We start from the raw sequence: 18,178 nt of genomic DNA, 5'->3' as shown, positions 1-18,178 counted from the left end.
CCACCGCTTTCTCTCAATCTCATGCAGCCGTCGGGCCCGATCGCCCGTAAAATGCTATCAAAGGGATTTGGCAAGTAGCACTCATCCCGATCATCTGTTAACTTGGAGATATTGTTGTGGACTTATCGCTAATTCCGGCACAGCCGAAACCAGGACTGCTCAACGTCCTCATCGAAATTACCGCCGGTAGCAAAAACAAGTACGAATTTGATAAAGACTTGCAAGCCTTTGCTCTCGATCGGGTGCTCTCTTCCTCAGTCCAATATCCGTGCGACTACGGCTTCATACCCAATACCTTAGCCGATGATGGCGACCCCCTCGACGGCATGGTAATGATGGATGAGCCCACATTTCCAGGGTGCATAATCGCAGCCCGTCCGATCGGAATGCTGGAAATGATCGACGGAGGCGACAGGGACGAAAAACTGCTTTGCGTTCCCGACAAAGACCCCCGCTACGCTCACTATAAGTCCCTCAAAGACGTAGCTCCCCACCGCTTGGACGAAATAGCCGAATTTTTTAGAACCTACAAAAATTTGGAGAAAAAAGTCACGGAAATTCGGGGCTGGCAAGATGTCGAGCAAGTAATGGCGTTAGTGGAAAAGTGCATCGCAGCCGATCGTAAATAAGCCCCTAGCCAGCACTCCTCGACAGCAACCCGACTAAAAATTCAGGAGGCCGAACATAAGGCGACCGCTGCACGTCGAGAATGCAGTCGAGGAGCGGGTGGCTAGAATGTAAAATAATCCTTGGTGAATGCCGAGTCATACCAGAAAAAAAATACAACTTTATGCAAGCCCCAAACCCATATCCAGTAACTCATTCCCAATTCTTCAATTCTTTAATCTAAAATCTAAAAGGGTATCACCCTCCAGAATTCCTCAAACAGCCGTCCCGGCCGCAATCTGGAAAAAAATACTACTCGTAGACTAAGATTAAGCGCAAATTCTAAGCAAGCAGGCAAATGCTTTCTACGTTTGAGGAAATTTTACCCGAACAGTGACATCAACGCTATCTTCATCTCAGAACACTTCCGCACGCTCAACAGCCCGCAGGGTGAAAAAAATAATCTCTCAAGCGTGACATTTCCTACACCAATCGGCCCGGTACGGTTTAGGCTTCTAACAGCCCAAGTGTTCGGTAAGTGAGATTTCCTTGTTCGGTACTCGGATGGTTTCCCCGTAAAGCGTTTTATAGTACGGATTGCTAAAAACTAAAAACTAAAAAGTAAAAAGTAAGATATCAACTCCCAAGTTCCTGCGCCCAAAGCTAAAAAAGATGCCAGATTCCGTACCCTCTCAAGCCAATCCACAGCCTTCCGATCGCAAAGCCACTATGGAAAATAGTCCTTTGACCGAGTTTGTCGTTCAGTTTTGGGGCGTGCGGGGCAGCATAGCTACCCCCGGCAGCAAAACAATTCGCTACGGAGGCAACACCTCTTGCGTAGAAATGCGCTTGGGCAAAAAACGCCTGATTTTTGACGGCGGCACCGGTCTGCGAGTTCTCGGTCTCAACTTGCTCCGGCAAATGCCGGTGGAAGCCCATATGTTTTTCAGTCACACTCACTGGGATCACATTCAAGGGTTTCCCTTCTTTACTCCTGCCTTTATCCCGGGGAACTGCTTTCACATTTACGGAGCGATCGCCCCCAACGGCACTACAATCAAACAGCGTCTTGCCGATCAAATGCACCACCCCAATTTTCCAGTCCCTATCCAGGTGATGCAGTCAGACCTCAAATTCAACGATTTGACGCCTGGGGATATTCTCGAACTCGACGATGTAAAAATAGAAACGGCACTGCTCAACCATCCCAACACCGCGATCGGATATCGAATCACCTGGCAGGGGCACACAGCCGTCTACTGCACCGATACAGAACATTTCCCCGATCGCTTGGACGAAAACGTCGTCCACCTAGCTCGCGACGCCGACGTGCTGATTTACGACGCCAACTACACCAACGAAGAGTATTACGACTTCAAAACCCCGAAAGTCGGCTGGGGACACTCGACTTGGCAAGCAGGAGTAGAAATAGCGAAAGCTGCTGGAGTCAAAAAGATCGTGATGTTTCACCACGATCCGGGGCACGACGACAATTTTCTCGATCGGGTGGAAGCAGACGTGCAGGAAGTTTTCGCGAATGCCTGCTTGGCCCGGGAAGGTATGAGCATACCAGTGATTTAGGAAAAAAATCAATTGATTATGAAACAGGCAAAACCCCGTCAGAGTCGCAGAGTAGTTTGGCGGGGACTTTATTCAACTTTGCTACTGTTGATAGTTGTCTGCTGTACCTGCGGCGGATGGGTTGCAGCTCAGACTGCCTACTCTCGCACTCCGGCGCGACTTGCTCAAGTGTCTTCGATCGAGGATACTGGAACTGTCGATCGAATTCCCGATCGCTACCAACTCGGACAGCAACTGTACCTAGAAAACTGCGCCACCTGTCACATCGGTTTACCGCCGCAAGTATTACCAACAGAAACCTGGCGCCGATTGCTGCAAGATTCCCAACACTACGGACAAACCATCAAACTGCTAGTAGATCCGCCCCGCCTGCTAGTCTGGAACTACCTGCAAACTTTTTCCCGTTCCGAAGCCAAAGACGAAGAACTCGCCTACCGAGTCGCCAGTTCTCGCTATTTCAAAGCTCTGCACCCCAAAGTAAAAATGTCACAACCCGCAAATATCAGCAGTTGCGTTACTTGTCACCCCGGTGCATCTAAATACAATTTCCGCAAACTTACCGCCGAGTGGGAAAACTCTCCGTAGGTAATGCGGGACTTCTCCACAAACTATTGAGTAGAGACGTTATGCGCGCCGATTGGGTCGTGGGTTTATCCTCCGAAGGCAGATGAGGAGATTTTTTGATTAGTTAGCTGACTTAGCATTCATCTGGCATCACATTTCTCTGGAAATTTGGGTAACGGTTCAAGTCGAATTCCTGTCCGTGTAATTGAAAAAGCTTTTTCTGGATTTCTTTGTGTTCTTCTTTTGCTTTTCGGCGCCCATATACCTGATCATTTTGTTCAATTTGGTGAATCAAAAACACTATTGCCTCTTTATCAAAGACTTTAAGGTAAGGAGATATGGCTTCCTGAAATCGAGAGTTTGCCTCATCATAAGTTCTGCTAGCACAGTAATAACTAGATAGTATGCGACAAAATAAATGTTGCCACTCTTCTGTATCAGGTGTCTCAAGCAAAAATTTTAATTCTCCCTTCCTAAAATTGAAGTTAATATCGTTTTTTATTAAAGATAAGATGTCTTCATAGTGTCCCTCTAAATTATCCTTCGCAAACCATCCACAGATTTTGCTTGTCTGAGTAGTTTTAACATTATGCTGTATTTTAAGTTTCGCATCTTCATTAAGAAGATCATAAATTTTAGGATTTGTTGACAAATAAAATACTAAATAATCCACAGGTTGCGAAAGCGATGAAACATTACTATAATAGTCTTTCTCTCCTTTTATTATGTTTAGAATACTTCCGGCATTCCGATTTCCGATTACCTCAAGTGTTTGCAAATTGATATATCTGTTTTTTATGCACTCTTCGTTGTCCGCCTTAAATACCAAGTTCCACAAAGTTCTATAAATAGAAAGTTCAACTTCAGGTTTAAGTCTACTTAAATATCGACTTTCTACATATCTTTTTACTTTTTGTCTAGTATTAAGTGCTGGCGCTGATTCCGCAATATCCTCTAAAAGTTCCTTAGTTATTTTTTTCGTGTAGAAAGGTGGCTTTATAAGCAAATCCTCCAAAGTATTTCTAATCAGCGCCCTCACAGTTTCTTTGTTAGGTGAATGTAATTCTCTATCTGAGTCTAATATAGGGTGAGCGGATAAATGGCGTTGCTTTTGAAGATATCGCAGATTTTCATATTCTGAGTTATCCAACAGATTTGTCTTTGCATGGGTATCGTCAATCAGTTTAACTTCCCAAAAGGATGATTTGGAATCACTGTTTTGTAATGTTGTAAGCTCATCAAGAATTAATTTTGCAACTGCGTCTTCATATAAATCAACAAGATATTGAAGTTTATAAACTATGTCACAAACAGCGACAGACCAAAGCATTACCACTGCGGAACGATAGTTGCCATTATGGTACGAAGATAGAACTTCTTGAAAATAATTTTTTGTCTGGCCGTAATGTATTTTTTCGGAAAGATTTTCTAAAGAGAATTCTGACATTACAAATAATTTCCTCAATTAGAGCTTTCTGGTGCAACAGCTAATAGCATTTCACATTTTCTTCTTGGGCTTCTTCTTGTTCTCATAAGCTCATTAATTTCTGAGCAGCATCACCATAATTATAAGGCGACCAAACACGATAATCCGCCCCATTTTCCAATGGTTTTAACATTTCTTCTTTCGCCAACTCAGCCATTAAGAACTGCATTATTTGAAACTTCTCAGCAGGGGATAACTGCCGAAGTTTGCCTAATAATTCAAGATTTGAAATAAAACGCCATTGAATTCATTTGTCCATTTTACCACGACCTTGAGATTTAAACCACTCCCAAACATCTTGGTTTTAACTCTTTATCTGCGTCCATCTGCGTTTATCGGCTCCATCTGCGGTTAAAGCTCAAACACAAACTAAACACGCAAAAACAGTTCTGAAAAACTAATTTCAATCTCAGGAAAAGCTAGCATTATAATCGCAGCATTATCTGCCACAACTATCTCCGATTGATAGCCTGCCGGTGCAGGATTTCGGTAAATATATGCCTCGCGTCCAACTACATCTAAAATCCAATATTCAGCAATATTTGCTCTTGCATAAATCGGGGCTTTTTCCCGGCGGTCAATTTGTAATGTCGAGTAGGAAACCTCAATTAACAGCAAGATTTCGCTAGGGTTGGGGTGATGGTCGCGATAATCTCCCGGATCGATACGAACAACTGCTATATCTGGTTCCGGTTCTGAAGTCGCTAAGGTAATTGGCAACTGCACGCGAATTGCTGCTAAATCTCTTAGCAGGTGTTGTAGATATCGATCGCTGCGTTGAGTTGTACCAGCATGGGGTGGAGTTTGTGCGCTCATTTCAACAATTCTCCCATCTAGCAGTTCAATCTTATCACCTTCATTGAGAATACCAGCTTCAATCATGCGGTGATATTCTGCGACTGTCCAGATTTTTTCTCTTGTTGCTGTCATAATCTTTACCTGCAAAAGCTTATGTCATATTATAGCAATGGCGGATTCAGTCAAAAAATACTGATTTGTCAGGCGTTGGTCGATCGCCCTTTTGGAAGCGTTCCCAAGACTGTTTTAATTGAGCAGGATATGGATTATCGCGATCGTAAACCACCAGCACATTCGTCAAATTCCGTCCCGGCGGCAATAAAATCTGCCCGTGATGAGCCAAACCCACCGAAGCGCCCCCGTCCAAATTCATCGCTTCAAAACAGCCGATAGGTTGTATAGGTTTTAGTTGCTTAGCGGAACGTTTGATAATTTGAGGTTTAGACTGCACAAAAGGAGAATTTGTGGCGTTTTTTTGAGTAGTTTATGGCGATTTAACGATGGGATTGCTGGGCAGAGTTTGAGGAGTTTTCGCGGATTTAACGATGGGATTACTGGGCAGAGGTTGAGGAGTTTGATTTGATTGTATACTTGATAAAAAAGCGAGTGACTGTTGCCACAGTTGACCCGCGAGAGTCAAGAAACTATCTCGGTTTTGGGCGATCGCAAAATAGTCAGCCACAACCCGCGCCAAAGCTATGCCCGTTAAAAATAAAAAAGTGCGCCGCAGCATCGGGCGACAGCCTTGAGACTGTTTGCGTTTAGACATGACAAAAATCTCAGCTAGTAGGATAGCGAATAGTTTTCTATGCTGTGACTACAATGGGCGATCGCGCGAATTCTCAAACTACCAGTAGTAGGGTGCGCCGGGCCGCGCACCTCACCACTAATTCACAACTCAAAACTATTTCCCTAGCCCGTATTCCGCATCCCCGCAGCAATTCCATTAATCGTCAGCAGAGCTCCCCGCAACAATTCACCCTTGCTGTAACGCGAGTGAATTACCCCTGCAACTGCGCCGCTACCGTGCTGCCGCAAGCGTTTCAGCAGCGAAACCTGCAACAAACCCAAAGGCACAATCGTCGCATTTCGCAACTGCACGGAACGCTGCAATGCCGGATCTTCGTCCAACAAACGTTGGTGTCCGGTAATAGTTAAAACCAAATCGCGAATCAAGTGAAATTCGGCAGCAATTTGATCGAATAAAGCCTTAAAACGCTCCTTGTCAGCCGGCAATGCCAACTCCCGCACGTAGTGTTCTGCAATCTGCAAATCCACCTTAGATAAAGTCATTTCCACCTTAGAAATTACCATTCTAAAAAACGGCCATTTCAAGTAGAAATACTGCAAAAGTTTCATGTGTTCTTCCGGTTCCTCCAGCAAAAACTCTTGCAAAGCTGTGCCGACACCGTACCAAGAAGGCAGCAGAAAGCGGCTTTGAGTCCAGCTAAACACCCAAGGAATTGCCCGCAAACCGCTGATGTCTTTTTTGCCGCCGCGCCGGGCAGGGCGAGAACTGATTTGCAACTGACTGATTTCTTGAATGGGGGTAACTTGGTGGAAGAAATCGACTAAATCTGGCTGTTCGTAGATTAAATTGCGGTAGTGCGATCGCGATCTCACCGACAACTCCTCCATGATCTCATTCCAAGGGTCGATGCCGTCAAAACCAGTGTGCAGCAAACTAGCTTGAATTACCGCCGCCGCCACAGTTTCCAAATTGTAAAGCGCCAACTCTGGCAAAGAATATTTAGAAGCCAAAACCTCGCCTTGTTCGGTAATTTTAATTCGCCCGCTAATACTCTTTCCGGGCTGAGCCAAAATCGCCTTGTAAGCAGGCCCGCCGCCACGCCCTACAGAACCACCCCTTCCGTGAAAAATCCGCAACTCCACACCGTGTTTTTCCGCAACCCTTTGCAAAGCCTTTTGAGCTTTCTGAATTTCCCAATTGCTGCTGAGGAAACCAGAATCTTTATTGCTGTCAGAATAGCCCAGCATTACCTCTTGCAATTTGATATTGTGGATCGGGCAGTGCAGCTTTTCTTCGCTTTTTTCCGCTACTTCCTGCGCGTATCCTCCTGTTAGCAAAGCCCGATAAAGCGGCAGTTCAAAGATTTGCTGCATTACGAACGGCGCTTTTTTCAAATCTTCCACCGTTTCAAATAGGGGAACTACTTGAACGCTGCTAATTCCTGTCGCCGGATCGTACAGTCCTGCTTCTTTTCCTAACAGTAAAACTGCCAGCAAATCGCTGACATCGTGGCTCATGCTGATCACGTAAGTTTCGCAAATTTCCGGGCCAAACTCCTGCTGCATTTGCCGCAATATTCGGAAGGTATTAATCGTCTCGCAAGTTTTGGGAGAAAAGGGCAGTTCTGCTGGAATTAAAGGGCGGCGAGTTTGCAGTTCAGTTGCGAGCCAAATAACTCGATCGCTTTCCGACATTTCATTGTAAGACTTGGGCAAAATTTGCAAGTATTCAGCAATTTCGCTCAAAGCGTCGGAGTGTACTGTTGACTCTTGGCGGATATCTAGGTAAGCCAAATTAAACCCGTAAATTTCTACTTGGCAGAGCAGATTTTCCAAGTCCCGACAGCTCAAACCTGTTTCCACTAAATTGTGCTCGATGAGCTGCAACTCGGTCAAAAAGTCAGCGCCCGATCGATAAAGCCCGGTCATTCCGGGATGTTCCGACAAAGCTTCGCGCTCCCGCTGCAACTCGTCTCCTTTGTAGAGACGCCAATTGCGATCGCGCGTATTTTCCAGCCGCTGCAGCACGTAGGCCAGCTTCAACCGATAAGGTTCTTGGCGGTAGCGGATCGCCCACTGCTCGTAAACATCGGGAAATTCCGATCTGTCGCGATCGAGAGATTCGAGCAATTCCGGCAGCACATCGCTCCAGTGCAGCGACAAACTCAAAAGTTCGTTCAGCCGCTTCACCGCGCCGATGTACTTCTCTAGCACCAAGTGGCGCTGATAGCAAGCCGTTTGCCAAGTAACTTTCGGAGTCACAGAAGGGTTGCCGTCCCTGTCCGAGCCCACCCAAGAACCGAACTTGCAAAAATTGTAACTAGGCGGTTTCAGGTAAGGGTAAGAAGCGTGCAGAGCTTGCTTTAAGCGGTGGTAGAGTTCGGGGATAGCATCAAACAGCACTTCCTCGAAGTAGTGCAGAGTGTACTCCACCTCGTCAAGCACAGTCGGCTTGAATTGGTGCAGTTCGTCAGTGCGCCACCATAGGCGAATTTCTTCCATCAGTTGCTCTTGGAGAGCGGCCGCTTCCCAGCAAGAAACCGGGTAGGGGCTTTGAGAGTCGCCCCCGAACACCGGAAATTTCTCGTCAACTTGGTCTAGCTGTTGGAGAATCTTCGCCATCCGCCGCTGCTTGGTGCGGATCGTGTGGCGCACAATTTCCGTCGGGTGAGCGGTGAATACCAAGCGGATGTCCAACTGATCGATCAAGCGCTGGATTTGCTGGCTAGGCACGTTCAAGCGCAGCAGCATCGGGAACAGTTGGTGAAATGTTCCGGCGTCTCGGGCGATCGTCTCGCTGCTGTCTGCATTGCTCAGAGCCGTTTGGGTGGGGCCGGGGCCTTCCCTGTGCCGCGGGCGATCGGGGGCATCCGCGGCTTGTCCGGGCAGCTTAGAAAACATCCGCCCACCAGCGTCGTTACTGCTAGAGTAAGCTAGCTGTTGGTCTCGCTGTTCGTAGTGCTGTTCGACAATGTTGATCAACTGGAAATACAGCGCAAAAGCCCGAGCGGCGCGGATGGCGGCGTTGAGGTCGAGCTTTTCGATTAGCTGTACGACATTTGACTCGCGAAAGTGAGTGGCCTGTCCCTCGGCGGAATTGACCGATCGCATTTGTTGGAGCAAATCCACCAATTCCTGCCCGCACTCCTGTCGCAGCACCGATTCCCACAAGTCCTCTACTACTTTGAGGCGATTGCGCAGAAACAGGTCTGATTTTGAGTAAGCGGGAACATGGGAAATAGATGTTGCATCAATAGCCTGTTCTGAAGACTGGAGGACTGAACTCATCGGGCTGTTCCTCAATAGCTGCGGGTGTCTGTGAAAATTGTATGGTTTAGTTTCGCCTAAAACACTTTTGTTTGCAGTCAAATTTGAGACTTATTGGAAGGTAGAACGTAGAAGGAACTTATGTACAAGGTATAAGGAAAGACAAATTATAACTGCACGGATTTTACCCATTGTCAAGTTCTTCGGTCACAAAAATTAGCTTCTACTTCTGTGATTGAGGAAAGTTGAGAACCGGGAGGCGCGAGCCCCGAAAGACTTCTTCGCTTTCAACGCCGATCGACGCCACAAACTTAGCAGCAGAAGAGGCCGCCAGCAACCCGCCCAGCATGGGTAAGGCGGCTAAGCTCAATAAAATATCTGAGGGAACTGGCAACTTTGGAGTGTTAGGTGTTTGAGTTTTGGGCAAGTCTTGGTTTTCCGACGACATAAATTCCTCCTGTGTCCATAATCCTTAGTTTACAGGTCAAATAAAAATCTTGACTGACTAATGACTAATGACTTTTTCCTTTGCTTAACTTGGCCCTAAGTGTGCCAAAATACATTCGAGGTAGTATCAAAAAACTATTCCCAACGATTGGGGCCGAGGGGATACAGGGCGATCGCAGTAAGTCCAGCAACAGTTAAATCTCACCAAACGGTTAAACTCGGCAAATAAAATACTTGTAGGTAAAACCTGTAAATTGTGCTATCTGTAGAAAACAAAACCAGCCTTGACGAAATTTAAAGTCCCATGTTGAATGCGAACGGGAGCATATTGGCAGACAATCGATCGGCCGCGTCGCAGTGGGCGCAAGAAGCTTTAGGGCTTCCCGAAGTTCAGGTACAAGCGCGTTTGCGGGGAAATCACCTGCATATTTTGTGCGAAGCAGCACAGTGTCCGTCTCAGGAATTGGTGACGGCGAGATTCATGGGCGCGATCGAACAAACTGATTTAACGCGACTGCTGCCCGATCGACCTAAAATTTACCAGTTGTTTCTGTGCGGTCGCAAACTCGGTTCCAGACAAAATGACTGGACAGTCCGGCTCGATTGCAGCAGTAAAGATCGACAGCAACAACAACCGGAACCAAAACTTTCCCAAGTGCCGCCAACGAATCCCGACGAACCGCCAGCAAGTCATAAAAGAGGCGGATTTTTCGGCAAATTCAAAAATGAAAACCATAAACTCAAACAGACACCAGGGCCAGTAGAAACACCGGCCCAACCGCCGCAGGTGCGGGAAGAACTCGATTTTGACTGCGAAAGTCTCCCTATCGCCTCCCGCATTGAATACCCAGAAGTTTTTGAAACTTCCCCCGTCACGATCGACACTTCGGCGGTGCGGGAAGCTTTCAGTCCCCCCGTTGCCCAGCGCGCACAGGAAACAGCTTCCCAGCAGAGAGCGAACCGCGGCGCGGTAGCTTTGATTCAATCCCCCGAAGCTGGCTCAGGCGACAGCGATCGCGGCGGAACCTTGGCGGTTTCGGCGGAAACTTTGGCGCGCCGGGGCTATCCAGATGCGATCGCCAGCTATCTCAGCGAAATCCTCGGGCCGATGGGAGTTTCGGTGAAAGTCAGCATTCGCGAAAAAGAACTCAAAAGCAGCCAAATCCTCGACGTGAATGCGCCAGAAAATCTCAAGTCCAAGGAACGCAGGCTGCTAGTGCTGTGCGAGTCAGCTTACAGCCCCGACCCATCCTTGCTGGCAGAACCGATCGCCGGCCGGCTGCGGAAACTGAAACTAGAGGATTTCCGGGAAGCTGTGATCGGCAGCCAAGTGAGCGGCGAAGCGAAGCCGGACTGGCTGCTGCGGGTCGATTTGACTGCGCCGGACACAATGCTCAAAGCATGGGCCCGCTGGGGAGATGTACAGTCGATCGCCAAACTGCTAAACCAACACTTGGCGGCATCGAGAGTCGAAGTGCGGGCAACCCTCAAAGAAGCAACCCTCCACCTGTTTTGCAGCAAAACTGCCAAAAAAGGACAAAAGCCTAAACGGCAAGAATACCCCGACAAGCAGCAAACCACCGACGCGATCGCCCCTTTGTTAGCATCCTTCGCACCCCAAGGCATCCGCGCAGCTACAATCTACGGCGTAGAACCCGTCACCGACAGCAAGACTGAGCCGGAGTCGCCGGTGTGGATAGACTGGGTGGACTTGCCGGCAGCCCACCACCCCGACTTAGCTGCGAGCCCCAGAATATTAGCCGCCCAGGGCGACCAATTAGCCTTGACTTTTTTGCTCGACAGGTTGCTCAATCCCAATCTCAACCGCAAGCTCGAAACCGGGGGGATTCGGGCTGTGGCGCTGCACAAAGCCGACGTGCTGCACGTCATGACTGAAGCTCTGACTTGCCCTTCTCAGTCGAAGGTAGGGCCACCGGTGGCTAAATTTTTGCGGCAGTTACAAATTCCGGGAGTCGCAGGGGTGCGAGTCTACGGGCGGCGCGCCGGCCAGAAACTGCCCCTGTGGCGCTACGGAATCGACCTCAGAACGGCGGTTGACGAGCGATCGGCGCCGGCTCCAGCACCGGCTCCCTCGCAACTGGCTGTCCTGGAAAAGGAACCGGTGCCGGAGTTTGCGGCGTCGGCGGCAGATGGGAGTTTTTCGGGTTTGGGCGAGCAGCTTGACGAGCAGGCGGCCGACTCCTGGCGGCGGCGCTTCAAAATCAGACTTCCCGGATACAAGCTGGGCGAGCAGTTAGTTCAAGCTGCGGTGCAACCGCTTGTCGCTTCGGGTTTGTTGGTTCCCAACGATGGTTTGTCAACGAATGCGGAGGAACCCGGGGGCGTGAGAGCCGATCGCGCGGCGGGAATAGCATTGATTTGGGCGATGGCAGGCTGTCTGCTGACTTTCAATACCGATTGGTTGCTGGGTCTATTTCTTCAATCTGCGGCGGTCAGTCAAGCTCCTAGCGCTGGAGAAGTTTGCATCGCCCCAAATTGTCAAAATTCATCCCCCAAGCCTCCGAGCGACGTTACAGCCAGACTGCCGGACGAAACCCCGAACCCCGTTCCCCCTTCTGAGGAGGTGAATTTGCCTCAAATTCCGTTGCAGCCATCGCCAGAAGCGAATCGGGAAGAGGCTTTCAATGGCTCTGGGTTTACGAAACCGGGGAATACTAGCGTTCCTGTAGCTGAGGTTTCTGCTGCTCCCGTGTTCCCGACTTTGAGGAGCGAGCAGCTTGACAAGCAGATTGCGCGCTACCAAGAGTACATCCGCCAGCACAAAAAACCGCCGGATATCTTAATTGTCGGCAGTTCTAGGGCGCTGCGGGGCATTGACCCGGCGGTTTTGGAAACAGCTTTGGCAGCTTCGGGCTATCCAGGGCTGACGGCTTACAATTTTGGGGTTAACGGAGCTACTCTCCAGGTGGTAGATTCGATCGTCCGCCGGATTTTGCCGCCGCAACAATTGCCGAAATTGCTAGTTTTGGCGGACGGGGCGAGGGCTCTCAACAGCGGGCGGCCGGATTTGACTTTTAGCGCGATCGCTTCTTCGGAAGGTTACAGGCAATTGGCCCGGGGTAGTTTTCCGATCCGCACCAATCAATTAGAACCCGAGGAATCGAATCCGAGCGCAAAAAATCCGGTGGCGACTGCCACTGAATTGGTGCACAATTTGGAACAAACTCAAGCCAACGTTCAGCAATTGGTGAGTCAAAAGTTGGTGGAGGGTTCTGCAACTTATAAAAAGCGCGATCGGCTCAAAGGGTTTTTGCGATCGCTCGCCAATCCATCAGCCCCTGTTGCAACCGAGATCCCCCAAACCGCAGCCCTGGGCCCAGAAACAACGGAAAATGCCCAGCCAACTGCTGCGAGTAAACCAACCAGCGAATTTCAACCAAACGGCTTTTTGCCGATCGATATACGCTTCAATCCCGATACTTACTTTCAGAATCACCCGAAAGTATCTGGCTATTACGACTCCGACTATCAAGATTTTAAATTGATAGGCGAACAAACTGTAGCACTCAAAAATCTGATCGAATTTACCAAGGTTCGCAACATCAATCTCGTCTTTGTCAATATGCCTCTAACTGAAGATTATTTGGACCCGGTGCGGACAGGTTACGAACAAGAATTCCAGCAATATATGCAACAATTAGCAGCTCAAACAAACTTGATTTTCCAAGATCATAGTTTATTGTGGCCGAAGGCGCGGGAATCTTTTTCCGATCCTAGCCACCTCAACCGCTACGGGGCGATCGCAGTTTCTAAGCGGTTGGCTCAAGATCCCATGATTCCCTGGCCGGCAAAGAAGTAGAGTTACTCGCTTCCGGGTAGAAGAATCTCTATGAGGGAGAGGGGGAGATTGGGAGAGTGGGAGACTTTCTAATTCTGCCTTCTGCCCTCTGCTGTCTGCCTTGAGAACTGTCGCTAAGCTGCCGCGCATCTAGATTGTCTGTTATCTTCGATGGGGAGGGTTCCAGGATTTGACGAGTTACGATCGGGAATTGAAATAGACAATTTAAATGCACAACAGCTTATATACTGAAAATGAAAAGATTGATATTTCCTGAAAATCGCAAAAATAAACAGATAAAAACTCCCCGAAAAAATCTGCCTTTGATATTTTTTATATTATCTCTAGCATTTTTCCTGTTTAGTTTGTATAAAGGTTTATTTTTACCTTTGGCTTTATCAGCTCCGCCGCCCAGCAAGGAGCAAAGTAGCGAACAGCAAGCTTTGGAACCATTCGAGCAGGTTGTCAAAGACGCGCAAAAGTTAGAGGGACTATTTACCCTTTACCGCAATCAAGCAACTAATAAAGTTTATCTAGAAATTACCCAGCAACAACTAGACAAAAAGTTCCTGTGTTTCGTGACATTGGCTTCGGGTTTGGGGGAAGGGGGCATTTTTAGCGGATTGCCGATCGGCGATTTCTTGTTTCAACTGCGCCGAGTCCAAAATAACGTGCAGTTTGTGATACCAAATATCAATTTTCGCACCAGTCCGGGCGACCCGCAAGCTGGTTCGGTGGAAAGGGCATTTAGCGAGTCGATTCTCTATTCTCTGCCGCTCAAAAGCATTCATCCGCAAAGACAAACTCTGCTGATAGATTTAGGCGATTTGCTGATGAGCGAAAAGCGCGATTTACCGGGGGTAAAAGCGATTTTGCCGATGATTTTGGGCGCTTCTTACTCGATCGATGAAGACAAGTCTTATTTTAAAGATGTAAAAGCGTTTCCGCTGAATGTAGAAATTGCTTCTATTTACGGTTTTTCTAGCGATAATGACAGTGAAGTTAACTATTTACCTTCGATTCCTGACAGTCGGGCTTTTAACCTCCGCATTCACTACAGTTTCTCGGAAGTGCCGCTAAATAACGGCTACCGCCCCAGACTTGCGGACGAGCGAGTGGGCTATTTTCTGACAGCATATAAGGACTTTTCTGACAAGAGCAGCCGGGAGCCTTTTGTGCGCTATATCAATCGCTGGCATTTGCAAAAGCAAATCCCCACGGCGCCGATGTCGCCTCCAGTGCAGCCGATCATCTTTTGGATTGAAAATAATGTGCCGGTGGAATACCGAAACGCAATTCGCGAGGGCATTTTGGAGTGGAACAAAGCTTTTGAAAAAGCAGGTTTTACTGAGGCAATTCAGGTCAAACAAATGCCGGACAACGCTAAATGGGACCCGGCTGACGTTCGCTACAATACTATTCGCTGGTCGAGTTCTTTTGAGCCTGAGTTTGCGGGCATCGGCCCGTCTCGCACTAACCCGCTGACGGGGGAAATTTTGGATGCTGACATTCTTTTGGATGCTAATATTGTCCGGCAAATCAAACAGGGCTATCGGTCTTTGGTGGAACAAAATCGATCGCTATCTAAGAGTTTTCAAGGGCAAAACGGTTCTAATACCAATCCCTGTCAGTTCGGGATGTATTCTCGCTATTTGCAGGTGCTAGAAAATGGAGATTTAGGAAAAAGCAGCGGGGAAAACGATCGAGGTGGAATTGCTGATGATTTGCCGACTTTGGTAGAAAGATACCAAGAGCAAAAGCGATCGCCTTTATCGCGGTTGATGTCGAGTTCGGATATGTGTTTTGGGTTGGAATCGAGCCGGCAGTTTGCGATCGGGGCAATGTCGATGGATCTGTTGGAAAATGCAGCGCCTAGCAGTGGGACGATTGACAATTATGTTAATGAATATATCCGATTTTTGACTGCCCACGAAGTCGGTCATACTCTCGGTTTGAGGCACAATTTTCACGGGAGTACGATGCTGCAACCGGAGGATTTGAACAATACTCAGGTAACTCGCACGCAAGGTATGATTGCGTCGGTGATGGATTATGTGCCGATTAATTTGGCACCTCCGGGAACTGTACAGGGCGACTATTATCCGACGATTGTAGGGCCTTACGACGATTGGGCGATCGAGTACGGTTACAAAGTTATTGGCGGCGTAAACCCCAACAGCGACTTACCAGCGCTGCAACAAATTGCCAGTCGCGCCGCGGAACCGCAATTAGCTTACGCGCCGGATGAGGATGCTGTTGACAATCTCGATCCCGCTGCGAATACCTTCGATCTCAGCGGCAATATGCTGAAGTATTCCCAATGGCAATTGGATAATGCTAGGGCGATGTGGAAGCGTTTAGAAAAGCGAATTCCGGCTGGGGAAGAGGGTTATAACGAACTTCGGGTAATGTTTGATTCGGTGTTCGGCTATTATGTCAATCAGGTTATGAATACGACTTTGTACGTCGGGGGGCAGTCGTTTAATCGGATTCGCCCTGGGGATACTAATGCGAAGTTGCCGTTTGTGCCGATCGAACTTTCTCAGCAGCGAGAAGCATTAGCAACATTAGATAAGTACGTTTTTGCACCGGATGCGTTTAGTTTTGCGCCGGAGTTGCTCAACAAATTGGCGCCTTCGCGCTGGGAGCACTGGGGAAGTCCGGCTTTGGTGTTTCCTCTAGATTACCCGATCGGCGATCGAATTACTTTTTTGCAGCGGTTTGTATTGCGGGTTTTGCTATCTCCGGTGCGGCTGGCGAGGCTGCGGGATGCGGAGTTAAAATCAGCGCCGGAAACAGCTTTAAAGTTGCCGGAAGTGTTGGATACCGTGCAAAAAGATGTTTGGCAAGAGGTTTTGCAGCCGACAAATAAAAAGATGGAGATTTCGACTTTTAGGCGATCGTTGCAGCGGGAACATTTGGCGATTTTGATCGGAATGGTGCTGCGAAAAACGAATGTTCCAGAGGATGCGCGGAGTTTGGCTTGGTACGAGTTGCGGCAGTTGCGGGAGGGTTTGAGCAAGAGTATTCGGAATTTGGATCGGAATGCGGATGCTTATACGCGGGCTCATTTGGAGGAAACGCGCGATCGAATTTCTAAGGTTTTGAATTCGCAGATTCAGTCGAATTAATCTTATCATGGGCCCCAGAAACCGGGTTTTTACGACAATATTTCGTTGCAGCCCGCAGATTTTGTCAAAAACCCGGTTTCTTAGAATCTCAGTCAAGTTAAAATAATAGCGATCGCCCATCAATTGACAAAACCTCCGTTATCTCTGACTTTAACCAAGGGGATGGTGGATTGGTATGGTAATCGATGAAATAATTGTATCCCAATTGCTCGTACAGTTCGTCAACTAACGATTGCAAGTCTAATAATTTGCCAACACTAAACTTGTGTCATCGCAACGATTTGAGCGATCGTTAATACCAACTGAGGAAAGGTTGGAGAAACAATAATGGCTTCTCCTTGATATCGCTGTGCCTGATATTCACCATCGATTAAGCGGTTGATAGTCACCGTAGACTGTTTTGGAGAGCCAATATACTGAACGCCTCCCAACCCTGCATAATCAACGATCCAATACTCCAGGATTCCTAAAGTTTCATACTCATTCAATTTGATGCGGTAATCATCCCGCCAATTCGTACTGACAACTTCGATCGCCAACGGAGGTGGAATATAGGCAGCAGCAGAGGCAGAACTTTGACGCATTCTGACCCATTCTTCCTTGGCAAACACCACAATGTCGGCTTTACGACTCGATTCACTTTCACCAGGGATAGCGTTCAATCTGACTTGTTTACTTTGTCGAGGAACGTAGGGAAGGTTCAAGGATTGGCAATGATCCACCAAGAGACGACATAAACCATCGACGACATCCTCATGTTTGGCTGTGGGTTCACTCAAGGGCATGGCAACTCCATTGACTAGCTCGAATGACCTACCGGAGTCGTCATCCCAGTTGAGAAATTCCTCGAAGGAAAGGGTTTTTTGGGCGATCGCAATCATTGATATTAACCTTTTGCGTAGGTTGGCTCTCTGTTGTCTGTTTCTAGCTTAACGCTTTCGATATCCATTTTAGTGTGCATCAAAGGGGTAGCTTAGCAATACGATCGACCCATTCCTCTGCACTAGATACTGCCCAAATCAAGAGTAGTTCTTCGATGACAACACTTCGACTACGCTCAGTGCGCCGCTTCCATCGGTATTTTTCGGGAAACAATAATGACTTCAGCACTCTGATTAGTAGTAATGAACTCAGCAAATTCCGATGGCATTGTTTTGCGATCGTGGCTGACAAGAACACGTCTTTGCTGTGCTGGAATTGCCAGCACTTCTAAATCTTTAACGCCTTCTAACCCAGCAGCAAAAGCAGTTTGAAAGTCGATTGTAGATTCTCGTCGCAGTAATCCTGTGACGATCGCCTGATTTAAGTCAGCATCAGCTTGATAGCGCACATTCACGATCGCACCTGCTGTCTTGCTGCTTTAGCTGCAATCAGTTTGTTGTACAAAGCTGGATCGCTGGTTTGTAGAGGTTGAGGCATGGCATCAAATGCAGCTTCTTCGGCGGCTAAGTAAGCGTCGATTTCAGCGCGGTTGCCTAGATAAAAGGCGATTGCCCCATAAACCTGTTCCAGTGTCAGTAGTGGGAAAGACTGAACAATACTTTCGGGCGATAGTCCTTGTTGGAAAGCATAGGCGATCGAGTCAAGAGAAATCCGAGTTCCTTCAACCCAATAGGCATCATTCCGATACTCTATGTAAGTTTTAACTGCTACAATTGGCATAATTTTTTTGGGCGTTGCTGAATTGATGTATGATATAGCGATCGAGAGCAAAGTTGACGAAAAACAATGAACAGAAAATTAGAGTCC

At 47.9% G+C, this 18,178-nt stretch carries 14 protein-coding genes; 5 read left to right on the top strand and 9 right to left on the bottom strand.

Translation table 11 applies throughout. The features are described 5' to 3' along the window. Positions 1–116 precede the first annotated feature (116 nt). From QUA02_RS11410 to QUA02_RS11400, 3 genes are all read left to right on the top strand, one after another. Positions 117–629: an inorganic diphosphatase gene (locus tag QUA02_RS11410; protein ID WP_333027668.1), complete on the top strand. Its 513-nt coding sequence runs from the start codon at positions 117–119 to the stop codon at positions 627–629. A gap of 649 nt (positions 630–1,278) precedes the next feature. Then, entirely contained in the window at positions 1,279–2,187 is a 909-nt protein-coding gene (locus QUA02_RS11405) for an MBL fold metallo-hydrolase (protein ID WP_333027666.1), read from the top strand. A gap of 18 nt (positions 2,188–2,205) precedes the next feature. Continuing rightward, on the top strand, positions 2,206–2,772 hold the full coding sequence (locus QUA02_RS11400) for a diheme cytochrome C (RefSeq protein WP_333027664.1): 567 nt from the start codon (positions 2,206–2,208) through the stop codon (positions 2,770–2,772). 112 nt (positions 2,773–2,884) lie between these two features. On the opposite strand, the gene QUA02_RS11395 is transcribed toward QUA02_RS11400, so the two are convergent. From QUA02_RS11395 to QUA02_RS11370, 6 genes are all read right to left on the bottom strand, one after another. Further along, the gene (locus QUA02_RS11395) at positions 2,885–4,198 is read right to left on the bottom strand and encodes a hypothetical protein (RefSeq protein WP_333027660.1); all 1,314 of its coding nucleotides are present in this window, start codon (positions 4,196–4,198) and stop codon (positions 2,885–2,887) included. Positions 4,199–4,606: 408 nt separating this feature from the next. Continuing rightward, positions 4,607–5,167: a Uma2 family endonuclease gene (locus QUA02_RS11390; RefSeq protein WP_333027658.1), complete on the bottom strand. Its 561-nt coding sequence runs from the start codon at positions 5,165–5,167 to the stop codon at positions 4,607–4,609. A 46-nt stretch (positions 5,168–5,213) separates the two neighbouring features. Beyond that, positions 5,214–5,486 carry a hypothetical protein gene (locus tag QUA02_RS11385; protein WP_333027657.1) on the bottom strand — a complete coding sequence of 91 codons (273 nt, stop codon included), beginning with the start codon at positions 5,484–5,486 and terminating at the stop codon, positions 5,214–5,216. Between the two features lie 33 nt (positions 5,487–5,519). Continuing rightward, positions 5,520–5,804, bottom strand: coding sequence for a hypothetical protein (locus QUA02_RS11380; RefSeq protein ID WP_333027654.1), 285 nt, complete (start codon positions 5,802–5,804; stop codon positions 5,520–5,522). A gap of 143 nt (positions 5,805–5,947) precedes the next feature. After that, a complete protein-coding gene (gene ppc / locus QUA02_RS11375; protein WP_333027651.1) occupies positions 5,948–9,073 on the bottom strand; it encodes a phosphoenolpyruvate carboxylase in 3,126 nt (1,041 codons plus the stop codon). Positions 9,074–9,275: 202 nt separating this feature from the next. Continuing rightward, positions 9,276–9,500, bottom strand: coding sequence for a hypothetical protein (locus QUA02_RS11370; protein WP_333027648.1), 225 nt, complete (start codon positions 9,498–9,500; stop codon positions 9,276–9,278). A gap of 303 nt (positions 9,501–9,803) precedes the next feature. Here QUA02_RS11370 and QUA02_RS11365 point away from each other — a divergent pair, with 303 nt between their 5' ends. Both QUA02_RS11365 and QUA02_RS11360 read left to right on the top strand, forming a co-directional pair. Then, positions 9,804–13,319 (top strand): hypothetical protein, encoded by a 3,516-nt coding sequence (locus tag QUA02_RS11365; protein ID WP_333027646.1) that lies wholly within the window; start codon positions 9,804–9,806, stop codon positions 13,317–13,319. Between the two features lie 233 nt (positions 13,320–13,552). Beyond that, on the top strand, positions 13,553–16,429 hold the full coding sequence (locus QUA02_RS11360; RefSeq protein WP_445305162.1) for a zinc-dependent metalloprotease: 2,877 nt from the start codon (positions 13,553–13,555) through the stop codon (positions 16,427–16,429). Positions 16,430–16,686: 257 nt separating this feature from the next. Here QUA02_RS11360 and QUA02_RS11355 read toward each other — a convergent pair whose 3' ends face one another. The 3 genes from QUA02_RS11355 to QUA02_RS11345 all read right to left on the bottom strand — a co-directional run bounded on the left by QUA02_RS11355 (position 16,687) and on the right by QUA02_RS11345 (position 18,091). Continuing rightward, positions 16,687–17,310 (bottom strand): Uma2 family endonuclease, encoded by a 624-nt coding sequence (locus QUA02_RS11355; RefSeq protein ID WP_333027642.1) that lies wholly within the window; start codon positions 17,308–17,310, stop codon positions 16,687–16,689. 176 nt (positions 17,311–17,486) lie between these two features. Beyond that, positions 17,487–17,765 (bottom strand): DUF5615 family PIN-like protein, encoded by a 279-nt coding sequence (locus QUA02_RS11350; protein WP_333027639.1) that lies wholly within the window; start codon positions 17,763–17,765, stop codon positions 17,487–17,489. Further along, positions 17,762–18,091 (bottom strand): DUF433 domain-containing protein, encoded by a 330-nt coding sequence (locus QUA02_RS11345; protein WP_333027636.1) that lies wholly within the window; start codon positions 18,089–18,091, stop codon positions 17,762–17,764. Before QUA02_RS11345 ends, QUA02_RS11350 begins: the two co-directional genes overlap by 4 nt. Positions 18,092–18,178: the final 87 nt, after the last annotated feature.

Origin of the sequence: Microcoleus pseudofavosus SVA1_A4 (assembly GCF_036700565.1) — a bacterium.
Taxonomy (GTDB): domain Bacteria; phylum Cyanobacteriota; class Cyanobacteriia; order Cyanobacteriales; family Microcoleaceae; genus Microcoleus.
The sequence above is the reverse complement of the archived record's forward strand: the minus strand, read 5'-3'. Positions and strand labels throughout refer to the sequence as shown.